At 69.5% G+C, this 21,038-nt stretch carries 22 protein-coding genes and 1 pseudogene; 13 read left to right on the forward strand and 10 right to left on the reverse strand.

Annotated elements, in window-relative coordinates:
- Positions 1-452, reverse strand: a pseudogene (locus tag VF794_RS27190) (hypothetical protein); the annotation flags it as partial.
- A gap of 84 nt (positions 453-536) precedes the next feature.
- Here VF794_RS27190 and VF794_RS27195 point away from each other — a divergent pair.
- Positions 537-2,585 carry a peptidylprolyl isomerase gene (locus VF794_RS27195; protein WP_331115328.1) on the forward strand — a complete coding sequence of 683 codons (2,049 nt, stop codon included), beginning with the start codon at positions 537-539 and terminating at the stop codon, positions 2,583-2,585.
- A gap of 12 nt (positions 2,586-2,597) precedes the next feature.
- Here the strand turns inward: VF794_RS27195 and VF794_RS27200 are convergent, their stop codons facing one another.
- Positions 2,598-3,704 carry an HD domain-containing phosphohydrolase gene (locus VF794_RS27200; protein ID WP_331115330.1) on the reverse strand — a complete coding sequence of 369 codons (1,107 nt, stop codon included), beginning with the start codon at positions 3,702-3,704 and terminating at the stop codon, positions 2,598-2,600.
- A 261-nt stretch (positions 3,705-3,965) separates the two neighbouring features.
- On the opposite strand from VF794_RS27200, the gene VF794_RS27205 reads away from it, so the two are divergent.
- The 4 genes from VF794_RS27205 to VF794_RS27220 all read left to right on the forward strand — a co-directional run bounded on the left by VF794_RS27205 (position 3,966) and on the right by VF794_RS27220 (position 8,085).
- Positions 3,966-4,967 (forward strand): dihydrodipicolinate reductase, encoded by a 1,002-nt coding sequence (locus VF794_RS27205; protein ID WP_331115332.1) that lies wholly within the window; start codon positions 3,966-3,968, stop codon positions 4,965-4,967.
- 11 nt (positions 4,968-4,978) lie between these two features.
- On the forward strand, positions 4,979-5,428 hold the full coding sequence (locus tag VF794_RS27210; RefSeq protein ID WP_331115334.1) for a MaoC family dehydratase N-terminal domain-containing protein: 450 nt from the start codon (positions 4,979-4,981) through the stop codon (positions 5,426-5,428).
- The gene (locus tag VF794_RS27215) at positions 5,428-6,072 is read left to right on the forward strand and encodes a MaoC family dehydratase (RefSeq protein ID WP_331115336.1); all 645 of its coding nucleotides are present in this window, start codon (positions 5,428-5,430) and stop codon (positions 6,070-6,072) included. The genes VF794_RS27210 and VF794_RS27215 overlap by 1 nt, the downstream gene beginning before the upstream one ends.
- A gap of 174 nt (positions 6,073-6,246) precedes the next feature.
- Positions 6,247-8,085, forward strand: coding sequence for an acyl-CoA dehydrogenase (locus VF794_RS27220; RefSeq protein WP_331115338.1), 1,839 nt, complete (start codon positions 6,247-6,249; stop codon positions 8,083-8,085).
- Positions 8,086-8,142: 57 nt separating this feature from the next.
- On the opposite strand, the gene VF794_RS27225 is transcribed toward VF794_RS27220, so the two are convergent.
- Together VF794_RS27225 and VF794_RS27230 are read right to left on the reverse strand one after the other, a co-directional pair.
- The gene (locus VF794_RS27225; protein WP_331115340.1) at positions 8,143-8,595 is read right to left on the reverse strand and encodes a biopolymer transporter ExbD; all 453 of its coding nucleotides are present in this window, start codon (positions 8,593-8,595) and stop codon (positions 8,143-8,145) included.
- A gap of 12 nt (positions 8,596-8,607) precedes the next feature.
- The gene (locus tag VF794_RS27230) at positions 8,608-9,324 is read right to left on the reverse strand and encodes a MotA/TolQ/ExbB proton channel family protein (RefSeq protein ID WP_331115342.1); all 717 of its coding nucleotides are present in this window, start codon (positions 9,322-9,324) and stop codon (positions 8,608-8,610) included.
- A gap of 43 nt (positions 9,325-9,367) precedes the next feature.
- Between VF794_RS27230 and VF794_RS27235 the strand changes: the two genes are divergently transcribed.
- From VF794_RS27235 to VF794_RS27260, 6 genes are all read left to right on the forward strand, one after another.
- On the forward strand, positions 9,368-10,189 hold the full coding sequence (locus VF794_RS27235; protein WP_331115344.1) for a DUF4292 domain-containing protein: 822 nt from the start codon (positions 9,368-9,370) through the stop codon (positions 10,187-10,189).
- A 91-nt stretch (positions 10,190-10,280) separates the two neighbouring features.
- A complete protein-coding gene (locus tag VF794_RS27240) occupies positions 10,281-11,048 on the forward strand; it encodes a hypothetical protein (protein WP_331115346.1) in 768 nt (255 codons plus the stop codon).
- 21 nt (positions 11,049-11,069) lie between these two features.
- Positions 11,070-12,194, forward strand: a complete 1,125-nt coding sequence (locus tag VF794_RS27245) for a hypothetical protein (protein ID WP_331115348.1) — start codon at positions 11,070-11,072, stop codon at positions 12,192-12,194.
- 38 nt (positions 12,195-12,232) lie between these two features.
- Positions 12,233-13,225, forward strand: a complete 993-nt coding sequence (locus VF794_RS27250) for an ABC transporter ATP-binding protein (protein WP_331115350.1) — start codon at positions 12,233-12,235, stop codon at positions 13,223-13,225.
- Complete coding sequence (locus VF794_RS27255; RefSeq protein WP_331115393.1) at positions 13,222-14,253, forward strand: dipeptide ABC transporter ATP-binding protein; 1,032 nt, start codon at positions 13,222-13,224, stop codon at positions 14,251-14,253. Before VF794_RS27250 ends, VF794_RS27255 begins: the two co-directional genes overlap by 4 nt.
- A 1-nt stretch (position 14,254) precedes the next feature.
- A complete protein-coding gene (locus VF794_RS27260; RefSeq protein WP_331115352.1) occupies positions 14,255-14,662 on the forward strand; it encodes a DUF2085 domain-containing protein in 408 nt (135 codons plus the stop codon).
- Between the two features lie 9 nt (positions 14,663-14,671).
- Here VF794_RS27260 and VF794_RS27265 read toward each other — a convergent pair whose 3' ends face one another.
- Positions 14,672-15,085 carry a hypothetical protein gene (locus VF794_RS27265; RefSeq protein WP_331115353.1) on the reverse strand — a complete coding sequence of 138 codons (414 nt, stop codon included), beginning with the start codon at positions 15,083-15,085 and terminating at the stop codon, positions 14,672-14,674.
- A gap of 251 nt (positions 15,086-15,336) precedes the next feature.
- On the opposite strand from VF794_RS27265, the gene VF794_RS27270 reads away from it, so the two are divergent.
- The gene (locus tag VF794_RS27270; RefSeq protein WP_331115395.1) at positions 15,337-15,969 is read left to right on the forward strand and encodes an RNA polymerase sigma factor; all 633 of its coding nucleotides are present in this window, start codon (positions 15,337-15,339) and stop codon (positions 15,967-15,969) included.
- On the forward strand, positions 15,966-17,342 hold the full coding sequence (locus VF794_RS27275) for an anti-sigma factor family protein (protein ID WP_331115355.1): 1,377 nt from the start codon (positions 15,966-15,968) through the stop codon (positions 17,340-17,342). The genes VF794_RS27270 and VF794_RS27275 overlap by 4 nt, the downstream gene beginning before the upstream one ends.
- 16 nt (positions 17,343-17,358) lie before the next feature.
- Here the strand turns inward: VF794_RS27275 and VF794_RS27280 are convergent, their stop codons facing one another.
- The 5 genes from VF794_RS27280 to VF794_RS27300 are packed head-to-tail and all read right to left on the reverse strand — an operon-like array spanning position 17,359 to position 21,032.
- Entirely contained in the window at positions 17,359-18,105 is a 747-nt protein-coding gene (locus VF794_RS27280) for a hypothetical protein (protein ID WP_331115357.1), read from the reverse strand.
- On the reverse strand, positions 18,102-18,320 hold the full coding sequence (locus tag VF794_RS27285; RefSeq protein WP_331115359.1) for a hypothetical protein: 219 nt from the start codon (positions 18,318-18,320) through the stop codon (positions 18,102-18,104). Before VF794_RS27285 ends, VF794_RS27280 begins: the two co-directional genes overlap by 4 nt.
- Positions 18,317-19,102 (reverse strand): hypothetical protein, encoded by a 786-nt coding sequence (locus VF794_RS27290; protein WP_331115361.1) that lies wholly within the window; start codon positions 19,100-19,102, stop codon positions 18,317-18,319. The genes VF794_RS27285 and VF794_RS27290 overlap by 4 nt, the downstream gene beginning before the upstream one ends.
- A complete protein-coding gene (locus VF794_RS27295; protein ID WP_331115363.1) occupies positions 19,099-19,875 on the reverse strand; it encodes a hypothetical protein in 777 nt (258 codons plus the stop codon). The genes VF794_RS27290 and VF794_RS27295 overlap by 4 nt, the downstream gene beginning before the upstream one ends.
- Entirely contained in the window at positions 19,866-21,032 is a 1,167-nt protein-coding gene (locus tag VF794_RS27300; RefSeq protein ID WP_331115364.1) for a TadE family protein, read from the reverse strand. The genes VF794_RS27295 and VF794_RS27300 overlap by 10 nt, the downstream gene beginning before the upstream one ends.
- Positions 21,033-21,038 lie beyond the last annotated feature (6 nt).

Genomic DNA, 21,038 nt, shown 5'->3' on the forward strand with positions numbered 1-21,038 from the left:
AGCCCGGAGCCGGTGCCGCTGCTATCGCGGGACGGCTGGTAGCTGACGTCCGCCGGGTCGAGCTCGGTCTCCTGCGCACGCCGGGACGGGGGGGCCGCCGTCCGGGGACCCGTGCCAGTGGCACGCGGCGCGACGGGGCGGGCGTGGGGGTTGGACTTGCCCGTCGCGGTGCGCGGAGGCGCGCTGCGCATGATCTCTTCCATGCTCTTGATGTTGGTGGCGTCCGCGTCGGGGACCGCCGGGGCGGCGGGACGGGAGCGCGGACGGGCTCCGGTAGCGCGAGCGGGGCGAGCTGGCTCCGCGTCTGACTCCTGGGGGGCGTCCGTGGAGATGAACGAGGCGTCGATGATGTAGTCGCACGAAGGGCAGATGGTCGTGCCATCCGCGACCTTCTTGCCACAGCCAGGGCAGTTCAGGACCGGTGCTCCTTGAGGCGTGAAAGCGCCGAACATCTTCCGGTGAGCGCGTGGCCCAAGTCAAACGGCTTGCGGGCTAACCCCTGGATTTTCGCGGGGAATTGGCCTAGGCGGGACGCCATGAGCTCTCCGCGCGCCGCCGTGTCCGCCTGTCTTCTCTGGGGTCTCGTGCTCTCGGGTTGTGTCCGCTCCGTGCCGTCTCCGGCGGAGTCGGGGGCAGGGGAGGAGGTGGCCGTCTGGGAGGATCGCCGCTCGCTGGCGGACGGGCGGCTCGTGGCGCTCGCGACGGGAGGGCCCGTGCCGACGCGGGTGCGGGCCTTGCGCGCGCTCGCCCGTATCCAGGACCTGTCCACGCTGGAGGCCGTGCTGACGGGGCTGGGCGCCGCCGAGGTGCCCGTGCGTGACGAGGCCGCCTTCGCCGCGGGGGTGTTGGCGCTCTCGTGGGAGCCGCTCACGGACGCGGAGAAGGCCCGGATGACGGAGGCGCTGCTGGCCGCCGAGGCCACGGAACCGGACGAGGGCGTGCGTCGCACCCTCTTCGCTTCCCTGGGCAACCTGGCCACGCCGGGCGCGGTGCGGCGTCTGTCGGAGCGGCTCTCGGATGGGCGCGCGGGTGTCCCGGGGGGCGCGGCCCTGGCCCTCGGGGTGTCGATGCGCCGGGGGGCCTCGCTGGCGGATGTGCCGCTGGCCCCGGTGGCGGTACTGCTCCAGCCGGGCCAGCCCGAGGTGTCACGCTACGACGGGGCCTACCTCCTGGCGAGCGCGAGGCGTCCCGAGGCGCTGCCCTTGCTGCGACGCTGCCTCGGGGACGAGGCCCCGGATGTACGGGCGCTGTGCGCGAAGGGCCTCGGGGACGTGGGCGGCCCGGAGGATGCGGCCGTGGTGGGCCAGTTGCTGCGGGACGAGACACCGCGCGTGGTGGCCGAGTCGGCGCGGGCGCTCGCGAGGCTGGCCGGGCGGTGCAGTGGGGACTGCGCGCCGATGGACGAGCTCCGAACCCTGGCGTCCCAGGTGAAGCGCGTGGCCCAGGGGGATTCCGCCTCGGGCCATGTGGTGCTCGCGCTGGCACAACAGGGCTTGCCCGAGGCCGGGCGCCCGGTGCTGGTGGCGTTGCGGCGCGCGCTCCAGGAGGCACCGGGCGGGAAGGCGGACCTGATGAACCTCGACTGCCGGCTGGCGGCGGCGCTCGACCGGCAGAGGGGGGCGCTCGATGAGGTGCTGCGCTGTGGTGGGGGCCTGGTGCCGGAGGTGCGACGGCTGGCGCTCGGCCTGCGCGAGGTGGCGCAGTCGCGAGCCAAGGATGGCGCGAGTGGCGCGGTGCCGTACCTCTCGCACCCGGATTCGCGGGTGCGGCTGGCGGCGCTCGACGCGGTGTCGGCACGTCCCGTGCCCGAGGCCGCCGGGCCCGTCCGGGCGCTCCTCGACGACAAGGACGCCGTGGTGGCCGCCTCGGCGGCGAGCGCTGCGGGGAAGCTGAAGGACACGGAGGCGCTGCCGCGGGTGCGTGCGCTGGCCGAGCGCGTGCCCGGGGAGCCGGACCTGGCCGAGCCGGTGGCGGGAGGGCTGGTGGCACTCGCGGGGAAGGAGGCGGAGCCGGTACTGCGGACGTGGCTCCAGCACCCGCACGCCAACGTGCGCCGCGTGGCGGCCGGGTCCCTCGCCGGACTCACCGGTCAGCCCATGCGTGCCCCGCATGTGGAGCTGCCAGCGGACGCGCGCCGCCCCGAGCCCGCTCCGGCCGGGACCACGCTCACCTTCCGCACGAGCAAGGGGGACTTCACGGTGGCACTGGACGCGGAGGCGCCGCTCACCTCGGGCAACCTCGTGGCGCTCGCGCGTCAGGGCTACTTTCGCGGCATCACCTTCCACCGCGTGGTGCCGGACTTCGTCGCCCAGGGGGGAGATCCGCGCGGAGACGGGGAGGGGGGCCCGGGCTACTCCATCCGCTGCGAGATGACGCGCCGGCCCTACGCGCGCGGGGTCCTCGGGATGGCGTTGTCGGGAAAGGACACCGGCGGCAGCCAGTTCTTCTTCACCTACTCTCCGCAGCCGCACCTGGATGGCCGCTACACGGCCTTCGGCGAGGTGACGCGCGGGATGGAGGTGGTGGATCGCCTCCTCGAGGGCGACACCATCCAGGAGGTGGAGGTGTCGCCCCGAGGCGGTTGATTCAGAGGACGACTAGCTGGCGACGCGGCTGGGCACCTTGCCCGGCGTGAAGCCGGCCCAGAGTGCGTTCTCCGCGTTCTCCATGTCCTCGACCTTCTTGCGGATGCGCTGCCACTCGGCATCGGGAATCCGCAGGAAGGCCTCGGCCAGCTCGGGATCGAACTGCGTCCCCGAGCAGCGCTTGATCTCATCACGCGCCACGGACATCGGCCGACCCTTGCGATACGGACGGTCCGAGGTGATGGCGTCCACCGTGTCGGCGATGGCGAAGATGCGCGCGCCGATCACGATGTCCTTGCTCTTGAGCCCCTGCGGGTAGCCCTTGCCGTCCCACCGCTCCTGGTGGTGCAGCACGATCAGCGAGGCCTCGTGCAGGTAGGGCATCTTCGCGAGGATCTTGTAGCCGTACTCGGGATGCTTGCGCATCTCGACCCACTCCTCGGGGGAGAGGGGACCCGGCTTGAGCAGGATGGTGTCGCTCACACCAATCTTGCCGATGTCGTGCAGCAGCGCTCCCTGCTCCACCACCTCGAGCTGCTCACCCGTCAGGCCGATCTCCTCGCCAATGCGCCGCGAGTACAGCGACACCCGGCGCGAGTGCCACTGCGTCTCGGTGTCGCGGTAGTCGAGCGCGCTGATGAGGCCATCCAGCAGGCCGTTGGTGCGCTCCACCACCATCCGCTCCAGATCGCGGTTGATGAGCGTGAGCTCCGCGTTCTTCTCCGCCACTTCCCGCGTGAGTCGTGCGTTGGACTCCACCAGCTTGAAGTGCTCGAAGGCCTGCCGCACGGAGCTGGTCAGCTCACTGAGCGACCAGGGCTTGCCCAGCAGGCGGAACACCTCACCCCGGTTGACGGCTTCAGACGCCGTGCGGAAATCCGCGGCGGCGGTGAGCATCAAGCGCACGGCCCGCGGATTCTTCTCCCGCAGCGTACGCAGCAGCTCCACGCCGTTGAGAAACGGCATCATGAAGTCCGTCAACACCACCTGGAAGCCCTCCTCCTTTGCGGCTTGGGCGGGATCCGAGTGCGTGACGACCTGATAGCCCTCCGACTGGAGGATGCGCGACAGCGCGGCGAGAATGAGCGGATCGTCATCCACCACGAGGATGCGGTCCATGAATCAGGCCTCCCAACCCTTCAATTGACGGACGTTTGAAGAACCGAGCCGTTATACACGGCTTCTGGCCAGAAGGTCACACCCACTCCGTATGAGTCGCGCCCTCCTGCTCGCCCCCCAACCCCTCGAAACCTCTCCTGTTTCCGCAGGGGTTCTCTCCGCCGACCTCACGAGTCGCTTGCCTGTCCGGCTGGGGGTGGTCTATGGTGCGCCAAGTTGCTGCATTGTGGTGTAACTCCTTGATTTTTGGAGAGTTCTCCGATGCCTAGAGCCTCCGCAGGGCCGGTCCCGGTGGTGGTCATGGGGTTGGGAGTCATCGGGCAGGAGATCGCCAAGGCTGCTCAGCTCTCGACCGAGGTCGAGCTGATCGGCGCGATGGACGCCAACCCCCAATTGGTGGGACGCCCCCTGTCGGACGTCATCGGGGTGCCCGGCCTCAATGGGAAGGTCGCCGGCACGCTCGAGGCGGCCGTGGGACGGCGCAAGGGCGTCGTGCTGCTGCATGCCACGGGCTCCCGGCTCGAGCAGGTGATGGAGCAACTGCTGGACGCGCTGAAGCTCGGCCTGCCAGTGGTCTCCACCTGTGAAGAGCTGGCCTTCCCCTTCCTCAAATACCCCGAGCTGGCCGACAAGCTGGATCGGGCGGCGCAGAAGGCCGGGGTGGCGGTGCTCGGCACCGGCGTCAACCCGGGCTTCGTGATGGACCGGCTGGTGGCCACGGCCGGCCAGGTGTGCGGCCCCGTGCGCCATGCCACCGTCACCCGCGTGGTGGACGCCCGTACCCGCCGTGAAGCGCTCCAACGCAAGGTGGGCGCGGGTCTGACCGAGGACGAGTTCTTCGCCCTGGTGGACAAGGATCAAATGGGTCACGTGGGGCTGGTGGAGAGCGCCGCCCTGTGTGCGTTGGGACTCGGCATGGAGTGCGACGATTATGAGGAGGAGATCGTCCCCGTCTTCGCCGAGGAGGACATCACCGGGGGCGCCTTCCCGGTGAAGAAGGGCAGGGTGGCGGGGATCTTCCAGTCCGCCGTGGGACTGGACGAAGGGCAGGAGCGGGTGAGGTTGGAGCTCACCATCGCGGTGGGCGCGGACGAGCCGGGGGACCGCATCGAGCTGGACGCGGATCCGAAGCTCGTCCTGGAGATTCGTGGAGGCATCCCCGGTGACAGGGCCACGGCCCAGACGCTGGTGAACGCCGCCCCGCGCGTGACGGCCGCCGAGGCCGGGCTTTTGACCGTGCTCGAGCTTCCGGCCGGTCGTTAAAGGGAGAGGACATGCTGGACAAGAACGCCATCGGCCGGGCTTCGCCGCCGTTCCTGAACGAGGTCGAGAAGGGCGCCATCCGGCGCTTCGCTGAATCTCTGGGCGACTACAACCCCATCTACTACGACGAGGAGTACGCGCGGGCCTCGGGCTACCCCACCGTGGTGGCTCCGCCCACCTTCCCCGCATCCTTCAGCTCGGCGGCGGACTTGCGCGAGCTGCTGGGCGTGGGCATCAAGAGCCTGCTGCACGCCGAGCAGTCCTTCGAGTACGAGCGCCCCATCTTCGCCGGCGACCGCATCTTCGTCGCCACCCGGGTGTCGGACGTGCTCGAGCGCACGGGCCCGGCCGGGAAGATGGATGTCGCCGTCATCGAGGACGAGGGTCGGGACGAGGAGGGCAACCTCGTGTTCCGCGCCCGCCGGACGCTCATCGTCCGTGCCTCCAAGGAGAATTCGTAATGCCCGCGCGCAAGCTCTATTTCGAAGGTATCCGTGTCGGCGACGAGCTGCCGGCGCTGGCCAAGGCCCCCATCGACCGGGTGCAGCTGTCCCGGTACGCCGGTGCCTCCGGCGACTTCAACCCCGTCCACGTGGACGAGGTGTACGCCAAGAGCGTGGGCATGCCCTCCGTGTATGCCCCGGGCATGCTCGTCATGGGCATGCTGGGCCAGCTCATCAGCGACTGGTCCCGCGGCGGCCAGCTGCGGCGCTACCACGTTCGCTTCATCAAGATGGTGTGGCCGGGTGACACCGTCGTCTGCAAGGGCCGCGTGAGCGACCGGCACGGCGAGGGTGGCCGCTACTTCGTCGACGTGGAGCTGTGGGCGGAGAACCAGCGCGGTGAGCTGGTGATGAAGGGCAACTCCACCATCCAGCTCTTCTACTCGCTGGAGGACGAGAACCGGCAGCGCTCCGGCCAGGCCCCCATCGTCGTGGAAGTGCCGCGCGAGAGCCTCCTCAACGCCTCCGCCGCCGCTTCGGCCGAGGATTCGGAGGAGGATGAGGAGCGCAAGGCCGCGGGCATGGGCTCCAAGAAGGCAGGCGCCAAGCCGGCCCCCGCCGCCGTCGCCTCGGCCCCCGCCGCGAAGAAGGCCAAGAAGTAGGCGCTTCTTCCCCCCTTTTGTCCGCCAGGCGGCGAGTCGCTCCTCGCCGCCGCAACGCGAGGCGTCAATCGGGATTGACTCTAGAATCAATCGTCGTAACCTTTCCGTGTCCCAACTAGGGGGCCACGGACCGTCGATTGTGCGGCCGTGAGCTCCCACCTACGGGGAGGGGCCATGTCCGCCGGCGTCAACACCTTCAAGACCGACCTTCGGGAAATCTTCTTCACGCTGTTCGAGCAGTTTGGCTTCAGCCAGGTGGCCGGGCAGGCTCCGTTCGATGCCTGGGGTCCCGACGAGGCCAAGGCCGTCCTCCAGGAGACGTACCGCTTCGCCAAGGAGGTCCTCGGGCCCCTCAACTCCTCGGGGGACCGCGAGGGCTGTCGGCTGGAGAACGGCTCCGTCATCACCCCCAAGGGCTTCAAGGAGGCGTGGCGGCAGCTCTACGAGCAGGGCTTCAAGACGGTGGGCGTGAGCCCGGAGCACGGCGGGCAGGGCGCCCCGATGATGCTCTACGTGATGATCGAGGAGATGCTCTGCGGGGCCAACACCGCCTTCAACATGTACCCGGGCCTGTCCTACGGCGCGGCGGAGTTGATCGCCGAGTGCGGCACGCCGGAGCAGAAGAAGCTCTTCGTGGAGCGCATGCTCAACGGCACCTGGGGCGGCACCATGTGCCTCACCGAGCCGCACGCGGGCTCGGACGTGGGCGCGGCCAAGTCGACCGCCCGCAAGAACGCGGACGGCACCTACAGCATCCGCGGCACGAAGATCTTCATCTCGGGCGGTGACCACGACCTGGCGCAGAACGTCATCCACCTGGTGCTGGCGCGCATCGAGGGCGCGGCGCCGGGCACCAAGGGCCTCTCGCTCTTCATCGTGCCGAAGATCCGCGTGAACGCGGACGGCTCGCTGGCGGGCACCAACGACGTGTCCGTGGGCTCCATCGAGCACAAGATGGGCATCAAGGCGTCGGCCACGTGCGTGCTGAACTTCGGCGAGAACGACGGCTGCGTGGGCGAGCTGGTGGGGGGCATCGAGAACGTCGGCATGAGCCAGATGTTCAAGATGATGAACGGCGCGCGCATCGCGGTGGGCATCCAGGGCCTGTCGCTGGCGAGCGCGGCCTACTTCAACGCGCTCGAGTACGCGAAGGACCGCAAGCAGGGCGCGCACGTGAGCAAGTGGAAGGACCCGACGGCGCCGCGCGTCTCCATCATCGAGCACCCGGACGTGCGCCGCATGCTGCTGGAGATCAAGGCGCACGTGGAGGGCATCCGCGCGCTCATCGTCAAGCTGGCCATGCACACGGACAAGGCGCACCTGCTGGCGGGCAAGGATGACGACAAGGCGGCCTACCACCGCGGGCAGGTGGAGCTGCTCACGCCGCTGGTGAAGGCGTACGGGTCGGATCAGTCGTTCCGGCTGTGCGCGCAGGCGATCCAGGTGTACGGCGGCGCGGGCTACTGCCAGGACTACCCGGTGGAGCAGTACACGCGTGACTCGAAGATCTTCTCCATCTACGAGGGCACCAACCACATCCAGGCGATGGATCTGGTGGGCCGGAAGATGGGGCAGGCGGGCGGCGCCAACTTCCAGCAGTTCATGGGGGACGTGGGCGCGTTCATCGAGGCCCACCGCGAGCACAAGGTGTACGGCCAGGCGGTGCGGCAGCTGGCGGCGGCCCAGGAAGGCGTGATGGCGAGCGCCATGGCGGTGCTGGGCTGGTCGCAGGATCCAGCGAAGATGGGGCTGATCCCCCTGTCGGCGAACCGCTTCCTGAACATGATGTCGGAGCTGGCGGTGGGCTGGCTGCTGCTGGACGCGGCCCTGGTGGCCGAGCGCGTGGGCGAGAAGGCCACGGGCGACGAGAAGGCCTTCTACGAGGGCAAGAAGTGGAGCGCGCTGTGGTACGCGCGCAACGTGCTGCCCAACGTGGAGCAGGCGGCGCGGATGATGGCCACCGAGGACACCTCGTCGGTGGAGATCACCAACGAGGCCTTCGGCGCCATCTAGTGACGGGGTGAGGGGATCGGGGCCACACGGGTTCACCCCCGTGGAGGCCCCGAGCCGTTACTGGGAGTCCCTCACGCCAATGGCGAGCTGGCCGAGGCCCACGCTCTTGGCCATCTCCATGACCTGGACGACGGTGCCGTGGGGCACGCCCTCGTCGGCCTGGACGATGACGATGGTGTCCGGGTTCTTCTGCTGGGCGTCGTTGAAGGCTCGCTTGAGCTCGTCCTCGTTGACGACATTCCCGGCGAGCACGTAGCGCCCGTCGGAGAGGATGGCCACGGACAGATCGGTGGCGCGCGCGGTGACGTCGGTGGTGCCGCCCTTGGGCAGGTTCACCTTGAGGCCCGCCTGCGCTCCACCCCCGGGGGCCTGCACGATGACCGAGCTCGTCACCATGAAGATGATGAGGAGCACGAGGAAGATGTCGGTGAGCGGGGTGATGTTGATCTCGGCGAAGCCGACGTCCTCGCCGTTGCCGTCGGGATCCCCCGGTGCCTTGCCCATCGCCATGTGAGTGGACCTCTAGGCTTCCGGCAGGGGACGGGTGTCCACCGGGGCCGGAGCAGTGGGGGTGGGAGCGGAGGGGGAGGGAGCGTTCACGGGGCGCTCGCGCAGCAGCTCGACGAACTCGTCCCCCATGAGGCGCAGCTCCACGAGCACGCGGGACAGCCGTGCCTGGAAGTAGTTGTAGAAGGCCATGGCCTGCACCGCCACGAGGATGCCCACGGCGGTGGCCACGAGGGCCTCGGAGATGCCCGTCATCACCGCGCCGGTGCCTCCGGTGCCGCCCGCCTGCACGTCCAGGCCGAGGTCCTTGAAGGAGCGCATGATGCCCGCCACGGTGCCGAAGAGGCCCACGAAGGGGGTCAGCGAGCCGATGGTGGCCAGCAGCCACAGGTTGCGGCGCAGCCGCAAGCCCACCTGGGCGCGCTCGCGCTCCACGGCCGAGTCCACCCCTTCACAGGTGCCGCGGGTGCGCTCGAAGCGATCGAAACCGGCGAGGAAGATGTCGGCCACGGCGGCGTCCGAGCGCTCGGAGGCGGTGCGGGCGGCGGCCAGGTCCCCCCGCAGCAGGTGCTTGTGGACGGTGTCCCCGAGAGCCCGCGAGCGCTCGCTCACCCCCCAGAGGGCGATCAACCGCTCGATGGCCACCCCCAGGGCGACGACGGACGCGACGATGAGGAGAGCGAGGGTGAAGCCGCCGATGCGGAGGTAGTGGAGGATTTCGGAAAGACTCATGCAATGGTGGCCAAGGTAGGTCGGCTGGCGCGAGACTTAAGCCATGAACCGCGCAGCCGCAGCAATCTTCCTGGCCCTCCTCTGTTCAGGGTGTCCCAAGCGAATCGATTTCGGTCCCCAGGGGCGGGTGACGCAGCCCGAGGAACTCTTCCGCCTGACGAGCGCCGCCCAGACCCAGGTCGTCTCCCTCCAGGGCGACGGGAAGCTGCGAGTGGAGTCGCCCCAGGGCTCCGGGACCGTGTCGGCGTTCCTGGCCGTCTCGCGACCGGGCCTGCTGCGCGTGGAGATGTTCGACTTCTTCAACCGTCCCATCGCCGTGCTGGTGACGGACGGGCAGCGCTTCGGCCTCTTCCAGTCTCAAGAGAACAAGTTCTACCAGGGGCCGGCGACGCCTCGGAACCTGTCGCGCTTCCTGCCCGTGGCCCTGCCGAGCGAGGAGCTGGTCTCCGTGATGCTCGGTCAGGTGCCATTCCTCCCCGCCGAGCGCAAGACGCTCGCGCTGGACGCGAAACAGGGGCTCTACGTCCTCACCCTCCACCGGGGCGCGGTGTCCCAGGTGCTCCACATCCACCCCAAGTCCCTGCGCGTGGTACGCAGCGAGGTGCGGGGCCTCCAGACCTACGGCCTTGAGTACGACAACTTCAAGGAGCACGGGGAGGCCCGCCTTCCCCATGAAGTGACGCTCCGGGCCCCCTCGGCGGACACCTCCCTGGGGCTGCGCTACACGGAAATCACCGTCAACGAGTCCCCGGACCTCACGCTCTTCGACCTCTCCGCCCCCGAGGACGTGCCCGTGGTGGAGGTGGACGAGGGGGGACAGACCCTGCCCCCCGTCGAGCTGCCACCCGCCCGGCCGGACGCCTGAGAAGGCCCGCGTCAAGAATTCAGCAACGGTTGGAATCTCAGGTAGAGTGCCCGGACCGGTCGGGTCCGTTCGGACTCCCCGCGACAGCGACATGGCACAGATCAAGCTTGGCGAACTGCTGATCAAGGCGAACGTGCTCCAGGAGGGCCAGCTCCGGGCGGCGCTCGCGGAGCAGGCGAAGTGGGGCGGGAAGCTGGGAGAGATCCTGGTGCGGATGAACCTCGTGTCCGAGGACATCCTGGTGAGGGCGTTGTCCAAGCAGCTCGCCATCCCCGCCGTGAACCTGGACGCGGTGAAGGAGATCCCCCCACACGTGCTCAACCGCATCCCGGTGCAGACGGCACGCGACTTCGCGGTGCTGCCACTGCAACTGCGGGACGATGGCAAGACGCTGGTGGTGGCCATCGCCGATCCGCTCAACGTGCGGCAGCTGGACGAGCTGCGCGGCGTCACCAAGTGCCGCATCCTGCCGAACGTGGCCGGCCGCACGGCGATCGCCCGGGCCATGGCGCGCTTCTACGAGGAGACGGCCGAGCTGGGCGACGCGGACACCAACTTCAAGGTGGTGGACGCCCAGGGCCGCACGGTCGTCAAGCACATGAATGACGTGCCGGGTGCGGCCGCCGCCGCGGCTCCGGCCCCGCCTCCGGCTCCCGCGCAGACGGCTGCTCCCCGTGGCGCCCTCTCGCGCGAGCTGCCGACGGCGCGCGGCGGCGTCAACGCCAGCCCGGTGGAGCTCCTGCGCAGCGTGGAGGAGGTGCAGCGCAAGGAGGTAGCGGCCCTCAAGGCCATGGTGGAGCTGCTCATCGAGAAGGGCGTCTTCACCCGCGACGAGTACCTGGCGAAGGTCAAGCGTTAAGCCGTCCACCCCCCCACCCGCATGCGCAAGAAGATCGGCGAGCTGCTCATCGAGTCCGGTGCCGTCAATCCGGAGCAGGTCCGCAAGGCACTCGGCCAGCAGCGGGCCTTTGGCAGCGCTCAAAAGCTGGGTTCGGTGATCGTCACCCTGGGCTTCGCCTCGCCCTCGGCGGTGGCCCGTGCCCTGGCGCGCCAGTTCGACCTGCCCTTCGTGGAGCTGCCGGAGATCCCCGAGCAGCTTCGCTCCCTCGTCTCCCAGGACTTCCAGGCCGAGCAGCGCATCGTCCCCTTCCGGATCGAGAAGGAGGGGCGCAGCGAGCGGCTGCACGTGGCGGTGGATGATCCCTCGGACCTGTCCGGTGTGGACGAGCTGAGCTTCCAGCTCAACAAGCCCATCCGGGTCCATGTGGCCTCCGAGGATGACCTGGACCGCGCGCTCGGCCTCGTACGAGGCCGGGTCGTGGATGGAATCGCCTTGGAGGACGACACGGGCGAGCCCCTGGAGCTGGAGGGCTCCTCCGGCATGGTGGCGGGCAGCTGGCACGGGGAGGAGTCACCGCCCGAGGCCCCACCTTCGGCCGTCGCGTCCCTGTTCGACTGGGAGCTGCCTTCCGGCCAGACGGTGGATGATGACGACGACAACAGCGACATCACCCTGATCACCCCGAGGTCCGCCTTGAAGCCCACGCCACCGGGGCCCCCGGCTCCGCCCCCCCTCGACGATGACGACGAGGAGATCACCCTCATCACCCCTCGTGCCGCGAAACCGAAGGGCGCCGCCGTTCCGCCGCCTCCGCCTCCGCCAGAGAACGAGGACGTGCTCGACGAGCTGCTCGGCGAGGCCGAGCCCGAGCCCACGATCCCGTCCGGGACGCCCGGAGGCTCCGGCAAGTCCGTGCCGGTGGTCGTCTTCGGTGGGGCCGCCAAGGGCGTGTCGGCACCGCCTCCGTCCCCGTCACTCTCCGACATCTCCGAGGATGACCTGAAGGTGCTCGAGGACATCGAGCGCATCGCGGATGGTGGCGAGGCGACGCTGCACACGGAGAAGGTGAAGCCCGCCCGTATGGTGGCCAGCCTCATCCGCCTCCTCATCAAGAAGCGCGTCATCCGCGAAGAGGAGTTCCTGGAGGAGCTGTCCCGGAAGTGACGCCCCGGGCCGGGTGTTCCAGCCCGGCCGTGAGCCCCATGTCCGAGCCCCTCCTCGACGTCCGTGGTCTGAAGACCCAGCTCTCCCTGGAGGAGGGCCCGGTGCTGGCCGTGGACGACGTGTCCTTCTCCATCCCGCCTGGCGGCACGCTGGGCGTGGTGGGGGAGAGCGGCTGCGGCAAGAGCCTCACCGCGCTCTCGGTGATGCGGCTGGTGCCCGAGCCGCCCGGCCGGGTGGTGGGCGGGCAGATCCGTTTCCAGGGAGAGGACCTGCTCACGCTCCCCGAGGCGAGGATGCGCCGGGTGCGTGGGCGCCACCTGTCCATGGTCTTCCAGGAGCCGATGACCTCGCTCAACCCCGTCTACACGGTGGGCGAGCAGATCGCCGAGGGCGTGCGGCTCCACCAGGGTCTGTCGCGGGTCGCCGCGCGCGAGCACGCGGTGGAGATGCTGCGGCGGGTGGGCATCCCCGCCCCCGAGCAGCGCGTGGACAGCTACCCCCATCAGCTGTCCGGCGGCATGCGCCAGCGGGTGATGATCGCCATCGCGCTCGCGTGCGGGCCGGAGCTGCTCATCGCGGACGAGCCCACCACGGCGCTGGACGTCACCATCCAGGCGCAGATTCTCGAGCTGCTGAAGCGGCTGCAGGCCGAGCACCACATGGCGGTGATGCTCATCACGCACGACCTGGGCGTGGTGGCCGAGAGCTGTGACGCGGTGGTGGTGATGTACGCGGGGCGGGTGGTGGAGCGGGCCCCGGTGAAGGCGCTCTTCCGGCAGCCGGCGCACCCGTACACGGCGGGGCTGCTGCGCTCCATTCCGGCCCTCCACGAGACGGGTGGGGCAGGGGAGCGCCCCCGGCTGCGGACGATTCCAGGCATGGTGCCGAGCCTGCGCAAGCTGCCCGGAGGCTGCCGCTTCCGGGACCGGTGCGAGCGCGCCCTGGACATCTGCGCGAGGGTGGAGCCGGCCCTGGAACCCAAGCGCGACGGCCAGGAGGCCGCGTGCCACAACCCGGTGCCCGCGCCATGACCGAGCCCCTGCTTCAAGTGCGAGAGCTGAAGACGCACTTCCCGGTACGCGGGGGGCTGCTGGGGCGCGTGCGGGGCACGGTGAAGGCGGTGGACGGGGTGGGCTTCGACGTGCGGCGCGGCGAGACGCTCGGCCTGGTGGGCGAGAGTGGCTGCGGCAAGAGCACGCTGGGGCGCACGCTGCTGCGGCTCGTGGAGCCCACGTCCGGCTCCATCCGCTTCGAGGGCCGTGAGCTGACGGGCCTCTCCCAGCGCGAGCTGCGGCCCCTGCGTCGGAGGATGCAGCTCGTCTTCCAGGATCCGTACGCCTCGCTCAACCCGCGCATGTCGGTGCGAGACATCCTCGGCGAGCCCTTCGCCATCCACGGGTTGGCGCGAGGCCGCGAGCGAGAGGCGAAGGTCGCCGAGCTGGTGGACCTGATGGGCCTGCCGCGCGACGCGTTGAGTCGCTATCCCCACGAGTTCTCCGGTGGGCAGCGCCAGCGCATCGGCATCGCCCGGGCCCTCGCCCTGAGGCCGGACCTGGTCGTCGCCGACGAGCCCATCAGCGCGCTGGACGTCTCCATCCAGGCGCAGATCGTCAACCTGCTGGTGGATCTCCAGCGCGAGCTGGGGCTCACCTACGTCTTCATCGCGCACGACCTGAAGATCGTGGAGTACGTGTCCACGCGCGTGGCGGTGATGTACCTGGGCCGCATCGTGGAGCTGGCGGACGCGGCGGACCTCTACCGCCGACCGCGCCATCCATACACCCAGGCGCTGCTGTCGGCGGTGCCGGTGCCGGACCCCGAGCGCAAGCGGTCGCGCATCATCCTCCAGGGGGATGTGCCGTCTCCGCTCGCGCCGCCCCCCGGGTGTACCTTCCACCCCCGGTGCCCGTACGCCATGGAGCGGTGCCGGCGCGAGACGCCCCCCCTCTACACCTTGGACAACGGGCACACCTCCGCGTGCTTCCTGGTGGAGGAGGACGCGCGTAAGGCCACCCCCAGCGGGGCGGAAGCGGGCGCACCGCGGGGCTCGGGAGGGTAGGGTGTTCTGGATCAGCCACCATCACGAGAACGAGTACAACCGCACGTACCTGCTCGGCGGGGTGCGCGTGTGCGCGCGCTGCCTGGGCACGTACCCGGTGCTGGTGGCGGTGATGATGGGCCTCTTCGCCGTGCGCGCGCCCCTGGTGTGGCGCTGGGACGTGCCGGTGGTGCTCGGCCTCACGCTGCCGGCGCTCGTGGACTGGGCGGTGGGGCGCTTCCGTCCGGCCAGCGGCTCCAACGCCGTGCGCACCCTCACCGGAGTGCTGCTGGGCGTGGCGCTCGGCCGCGCGTTGTTCGTTCACGTCCAGAAGCCCCTGCCGGCGATGCTGGTGTGGCAGGCCGCCCTGGTGGCGGTGGTCGCGCTCCCCGTGCTGCTCTTGAGCTCCCGAGGACCGAGGAACGGGTAGAGAGGCGCCTCAGTCCTCTTCGGTGAGGTATTTCAAGAGTTCGGCCTCGTCCTGGGAGATCAATCGGTTGACGCCGTCCCGTCGGGCATGACGCTGGATCTGCAGCAAGCCCACGGTGCTCCGGACGAGCACACCAATCTTTCGGAAGCCGCCGATCCAGCGTGGGCGGAGGCGATCCATGGCGGCCTCGAACTGGGGATCATTCCGGCCAGGGGCGGCCCGGATGTCGGCGAGGTGCCCATACCGTGAGCGGTCCAGCGTATCCAGGGCGTCACCGAGCCGCGCGAAGATACCGTCCAGGTCCTCGAGCGTGCCAAACGGCTTGTCGCCGCGAACGGTGCGGACGATGCGCAGCCGCTCGTCGACGAACGCGGTGAAGTACTCGTCCTGGAAGATCTGCTTGGAGCTTGAAGAGAGGCCCACGGTCATCCCTGTACCGCGTCGCGATGCAACTCACGCACCCTTCCATGAAGGGGGGCGGGACGGAAGGCGGACGGTCATCTCCTCGGTACCCCTCCAGGGGCGGGGCTCGCGGCCCTGGTGACAAGCGGTGGCGCTCCCTGTCATTCTCGCTACTTACCGTGGGCCAAAAAACGGTAGACCCTGGCGCCCCATCGTCCGTTGAAGGAAGGGATGGAGGGGTGAGGACAGGTACGAGGCCCTGAATTGGGGGACTGTTGGGACCGGAAACCTCAGACGAACGGCTGATGCTCGCCTTCCGGGCGGGGGATGCTCGTGCGTTCGAGGTGCTGGTGCGCAGGCACCGGACGCCGGTGTTCAACTTCATCCTCCGCTTCACCGGCCAGCGTGCTCGGGCGGAAGACGTGCTTCAAGAGACGTGGCTCAAGGTGGTTCGCAGCGCGTCGGAGTACGAGGCGAAGGCGAAATTCACCACCTGGGTCTACACGATTGCGAGGAACCTCTGCGTGGACAGCGCGCGCAAAGAGAGCTACCGGCAGACGGCCTCGCTGGAGGCACCCGTGACGGGGGCCGAGGGCGAGGAGGGTCGTCCGCTGGGTGAGGCCCTCCCGGACGAGGGTGTGAGCCCCGAGCGTGGCGCCTACAACGCCCGGGTGCGGCCCCTGCTGGAGCGCGCGCTCGCCGGCCTGCCGGAGGAGCAGCGCGAGGTCTTCGTGCTGCGCGAGTACAGCGGCATCCCCTTCAAGGAGATCGCCGAGGTGACAGGAGTGTCCGAGAACACGGTGAAGAGTCGCATGCGCTACGCCCTCGAGGGCTTGCGCCGGCGTCTGGCCGAACTCGGGGTGGATGGGGACCTGGCAGAGGACGGAAGGACGGTGGCGGGATGAAGCCTCAGGGTTCCCATGCGCACGAGGATCGGCTGCTGGACTTCGCCTATGGCGAGCTCCCGCCCTCCGAGGCCCAGGTGATGGAGCAGCACGTGCAGGGCTGCTCGCGCTGCACGGAGGCGCTCGACGACATTCGCGGCGTGCGTGTCACCATGTCCCGGCTGCCGCTGCATTCCGCGCCAGACTCCGGGATGGAGTCGTTGATGGCGTACGCGCAGCAGGCCGCGCGTCGGTCCGCCGCGGGTCCCGCGCCCGCGGCCCGCTGGTGGCGTCGCCTGCTGGCTCCCGCGCTGGGCATGGCGGCCGTGAGCGTCTTCGGCGTCGTGGTCCTCCAGGTGAACCGCGAGGTGGATCTCAGCCCCGCGCTCAGCAAGAAGGAGTCCTCTCGGGAGCGGATCGCCCGCCAGGAGCCGACGAGCGCCAAGGACCTGTCCGCGCAGCCCGTGTCCGCCGCGGCCCCGTCACCCGCGGCCCCGTCACCCGCCGCCCAGCAGATGCACGAGGAGCTGGACGAACGGTTCCGTGCCGCCGAGCAGCGTCCCGCTCCGGCGAAGCCCCAGCCGAAGGAGCTGCGCCGCGAGGAGTACGCGGACTGGTCCAACGCTGGCGCGGGCAGTGCCGGCGGCTTCCCGGAGAAGAGGAGCATCACGCAATCGGTGAAGACCAAGCGGGGTACGTCCTCCAGCGGGAGGACCTCGCTCTCCGTGGCGACGTCCCAGCCCACCGCCGAGCCCGCCCCCGTCGAGGCTCCGGCGGATGCGGAGGAGTCTCTCGCGGCCGGGGCCGCACCCGTGCCCGGCGAGTCCCAGATGGCGCAGTACGCGCCTCCGTCCAGCCCGGCGCAGCGGATCATCGGCTCCACCTCCTCACGCGCGGCGCCGAAGAAGAGCGTGGCTTCCTACGACGATGACGCGCAGCCGGCCCCTGGGCGCGCCGAGCAGCCCACCGCCGCGCCGCCGCCTCCTCCGCCCCTCGCCCAGTCGCAGGCGCCCGCCACCGCTGGCGCCTCCGTGCGGCCGGAGGGCCTGGCGGACAAGAAGGAGGACGCGGCCCAGAATGTCCAGGAGAAATCCGCCGGTCCGAAGGGCATGCCCTCTCCCACGGATCTGCTGCGGCAGGCGGACGTGGCCAACCGCTCGGGGGACAGGGAGCAGGAGTCCATGCTGCTGCGCGCGGCGCTGTCCGCGGGAGCGCGAGGCGCGCAGCGGGTGGAGGCGCTCTCTGGCCTGTGTGAGGCGGAGTTCGCGCTGGGCCGCGAGCGGAACGCCCTGGAGTTCTGCAAGCGGGTGATGGCGGAGGCGCCCGGCTCCAGCGAGGCTCGTGCCGCGCAGCGCCTGCTGGAGCGCGAGCTCCAGGCCCCAGCGAGGAAGTAGGACCCGGGAGTCCGCCTCAATGCGGAGCGTGCTCTCCCGGCGCGGGAGGCAGGTCCGGATTGAAGGCGCCCCGGAAGACGAGGAAGTCTCCTCGTGGCTCCTTCAGGCGCGAGGCCTCGCCCGAGGGCGAGATGCCCACCGGGTGGATCTCATAGGCCGCGCCTCCCTCCAGCACGTAGACGAGCAGCGTGCCGGGAGGCGCATCCGCGGGGAGCGCCTCCGGCGAGTCCACCCTCTGGATGCGGAAGGGGAGGGCCACGAACGAGCGCGTGTGGATGGGGGTGGGTTGCCCCCGCGTCAGCTGCTCCAGCGCCTGCTGCCAGGAGCCCTCGTCCTCGGGGATGGCGCCGTGGGTCTGGAGCTCGTTCACGGTGCGGCCGTGAAGCTCGCGCGTCACCCGGAGGACCTTCAGGTTCGTGGCATCGGCGTTGCGCCCCAGCACGGGGCCCTCGCGGTTTCCCCAGGTGGCGAGCGCCAGGGCCCCGAGGATGAGCCCGGACCAGTAGAGCCGAGCGCTGCGCCCGCGCACGGCCTGCACCAGGATGACCGCCAGTCCCCCCACCGCCGCGAGCGCCGCCACCAGCAAGGCCGGACGCGGGGGCGCCCCGGCGTTGTAGGGCTGGAGCTGCGAGCGGACCAGGTGCACCACCTCCGGCCAGGCCGCCACGAGGGTGATGGCGGTGAACCCCACGAACATCACCCCGTGGAGGACGCGGAGCGGCAGCGGCGACCGCTGCTGGACGGAGGAGGAGGACGGCTTCACGGGAACGGCAGGTTCAGCACCAGGTAGAACGAGTCGTAATAGACCTGGTAGGCCTGGAGGAACAGGTCGATGACGTTCTGGTTGCCGAACACATTGGAGGTCATCGTCACGACGAGCGCCAGGACGAGGACCCAGTTGATGACGGAGTACTCCACCATGGCCTGGCCACGGGGGTGACGGCGCCGGAGCTGCGCGCGGGTCGCGGGCTTCTTCATGGGCTGTTCTCCTGCGAATCGGTCTCGGACTCCGTCTGCATCCAGGCCGGCAGGTTGCTGGCCGGCTCCAGGGAGATCTTCTTCTCACCCGCGGCGGGGAGCACCATGCGCGGCTTGGCGTCCACGCCGTAGTCGCGCACTTCCATCGCGTACTTGACGGCCGGGTACTCGAGCTTGGCCAGACGCAGCAGGGGGATCTCCCGGCTCATCCAGTAGCGCTTGAGGATGAGGTTGTTCCGGTAGAGGACTTCCACGGGCTCGGCCGTCACGGTGCCGCCGAGCGTCATGAGGCGCGAGGGCTTGCCCCGCTTCACGGTGGTGTCCTTCCCGGCGGGAATCTGCGCCGAGGTCGGCGCGGGGGCGGGGCGGGCCGCGTCCTTGCCAGAGTCGCCGACGAAGTGCGGGAGGGCGTCCTTGTCCACCTCCTGGAGCTTCTCGATGCCCTGGGTGAGGAACAGCCGCGAGATGCCCTCGGAGCGCAGCCCCGTCTCACGGGCCACCAGCATGAGGAACTGCGCCATGGGCGCCTTCATCGCCGGGTGCTGGCCGAACTCCAGTTCCATCCACACCGCGTCACGGTTCTGGGCGTCCTTCTGCTCGCCCACGACGGCCAGGCGCATGAAGCTCTGCTGGGCTCCATCCATCTGGTACGTCACCCACTCGCCCACGCGTGCATCCAACTGCGTGGGGGCGGCCTCGAAGAGCATCCGCCCTTCGCGCGGCAGCTCCGCCGGCGCGGCTCCCAGCAGCGTCAGCGTCAGGGCGCATACGAGCGCGCTCATGGTGTCTTCTCCTTCGCGAGTCCCTGGCGCGTGGCGGCCTCGCGCGCCTGGCGCACCGCGTCCGCGTTGGGCATGCCGTCCGGCCGGTCCGTGCCCACCCACGCCTGGGAGACGGCTACCCGCGAGGGCTCCAGCTCCACCAGTGTGGTCATCGACTGCTCGGCCCCGCGCGCGTACTCGAGCACGTGCGTGCGCTGACCATCCAGCTTGCCTCCGGTCTCGCGCACCGGCTTGTAGCCCGCGGCGGTGAACTTGGAGGCGAGCTCCTGGCGCACCGCGTCCAGGGGGCGATCCACGATCTGCGTGCTGTGCCGCGAGCCTCCGGCCTCGTCTCGCGAGCCCACGTCCGAGCTGAAGAGCGGGCCCTCCACCCGGATCATCTTGTCCTGCCCGGCGGCGGGAGGCTTCTCGTACAGCCACAGGTCCTTGAGCACGGTGAAGCCCACCGTCTTGCCCATGTGCCTGCGCAGCACCACCGACCGCTGGAGTCCCTCGCGCGTGAAGAAGGCCGACACCACCCCTTCCTCATCCATGTCCCCATCGACGACGACCGGGTAGCCCTGCTTTCCCCAGAAGGTGGCGAAGTACTTCGCCACCTTCATCATCGGATCCTGGGTGGTGAAGTAGGCCATGCGGTGGTACTGGCCGTTGATCAGCAGATCATTGCCGATGCGCGTGTGCACGGTGCCCGGGTACACCGCGAGCTCCTGCTCGGCCCGCGACGGGGCGGCCCAGACCAGCACCAGGATGAGGGGGAGGATGCCTACTCGCACGTGATCTTGTTCTCGTTCTTGTCTTTGTTGGTGCTGGGATCCATCGCGGGCGTATTGGGCATGTCCGCCATGGCCTTCTTGCAGCCCATGAAGTGCTCGCCACGGGCCTCGAAGATCCTCGCGTACAGGGAGCCCGCGTACGCGGCGGTGTCGCGGAACGGCGCGGTGTCGAAGCAGCGCAGCAGGTCGTCGTCGTCCTTGGGCCGCTGATCCAGCCCGGGGTACTTGTCCAGGTTGTTCAGGCCCTCGTGGGCGGTGTGCTTGTCGTTGTTGCAGTCCCGACCGGAGGTGCTCGGCTTGTAGTTGTTGGCAACCACGAAGGTTCCCATGAAGTCCGGGAGGAAGAAGTTGGTGACGCCCGTGATCTTATCGAAGCCCACCTTGTTCAGGTAGTTGGTTACACCCAGGAACTTCATCCGGTCCACCTGCCTGTACAGGCCGTGATCCGTGCCACCAGACCTGTGCACGCCCGCCCGCTTGCCGTCCGCGATGGCATCGCCACCGTCGGGCAGGTGCCAGCCATTGGCGATGAGCGTGTAACGGTTGTTGACTGGCAGGTTGCTCAAGTCCCTGCCGCCCCAGTTGTCCACGTTGTAGAAGCCGCCCTGCTCCTTCTGCAGGTAGCTGCGGGGCAGCACGAGGGAAGCGAGCCTGCTGGTGATCTGCACCTCCACCTGGCCCTTGGTGTTGAACTTGAAGTGGTTGAGGAAGAAGTTGTAGCCCTTGCCAATCGCGCTGGACACCTCCTCGCCCGCTCCGCCCGCGGGCATGGCCCAGCTCAAGTCGATGCCCTCCACCGTCTGGTTGGTGATGGCCACCGTCACCGGATCCGCGCGCAGCATGATGGAGGACCTGCCCCCGTTGGGCTCGACGGAGTTGAGGTCCTTGTAGCGCTCGGTCGCCTCCGTCATCGTGGCCTGCATGGCGGTATCGAAGGCCTGGTCGTGATTGGCCTCGGCGTAGTCGCTCAAGGTGTAGCTCGTCATCTCCCAGGCCACGTAGCGGGAGGCCTCCTGAAGCTTGAACTTCGCGAGGATGATCTCCGTGAGGAAGATGCTGAACATCAGGATGGAGACCAGCAGCGGCACCACGATCGCGAACTCGACGGTGGCGGCGCCGCGCCGGGACGTCAGCTGATTGGAGCGGTTGCGGAGCATGGCGGG

This window comes from Archangium sp., assembly GCF_036389735.1.
Lineage (GTDB): Bacteria > Myxococcota > Myxococcia > Myxococcales > Myxococcaceae > Archangium.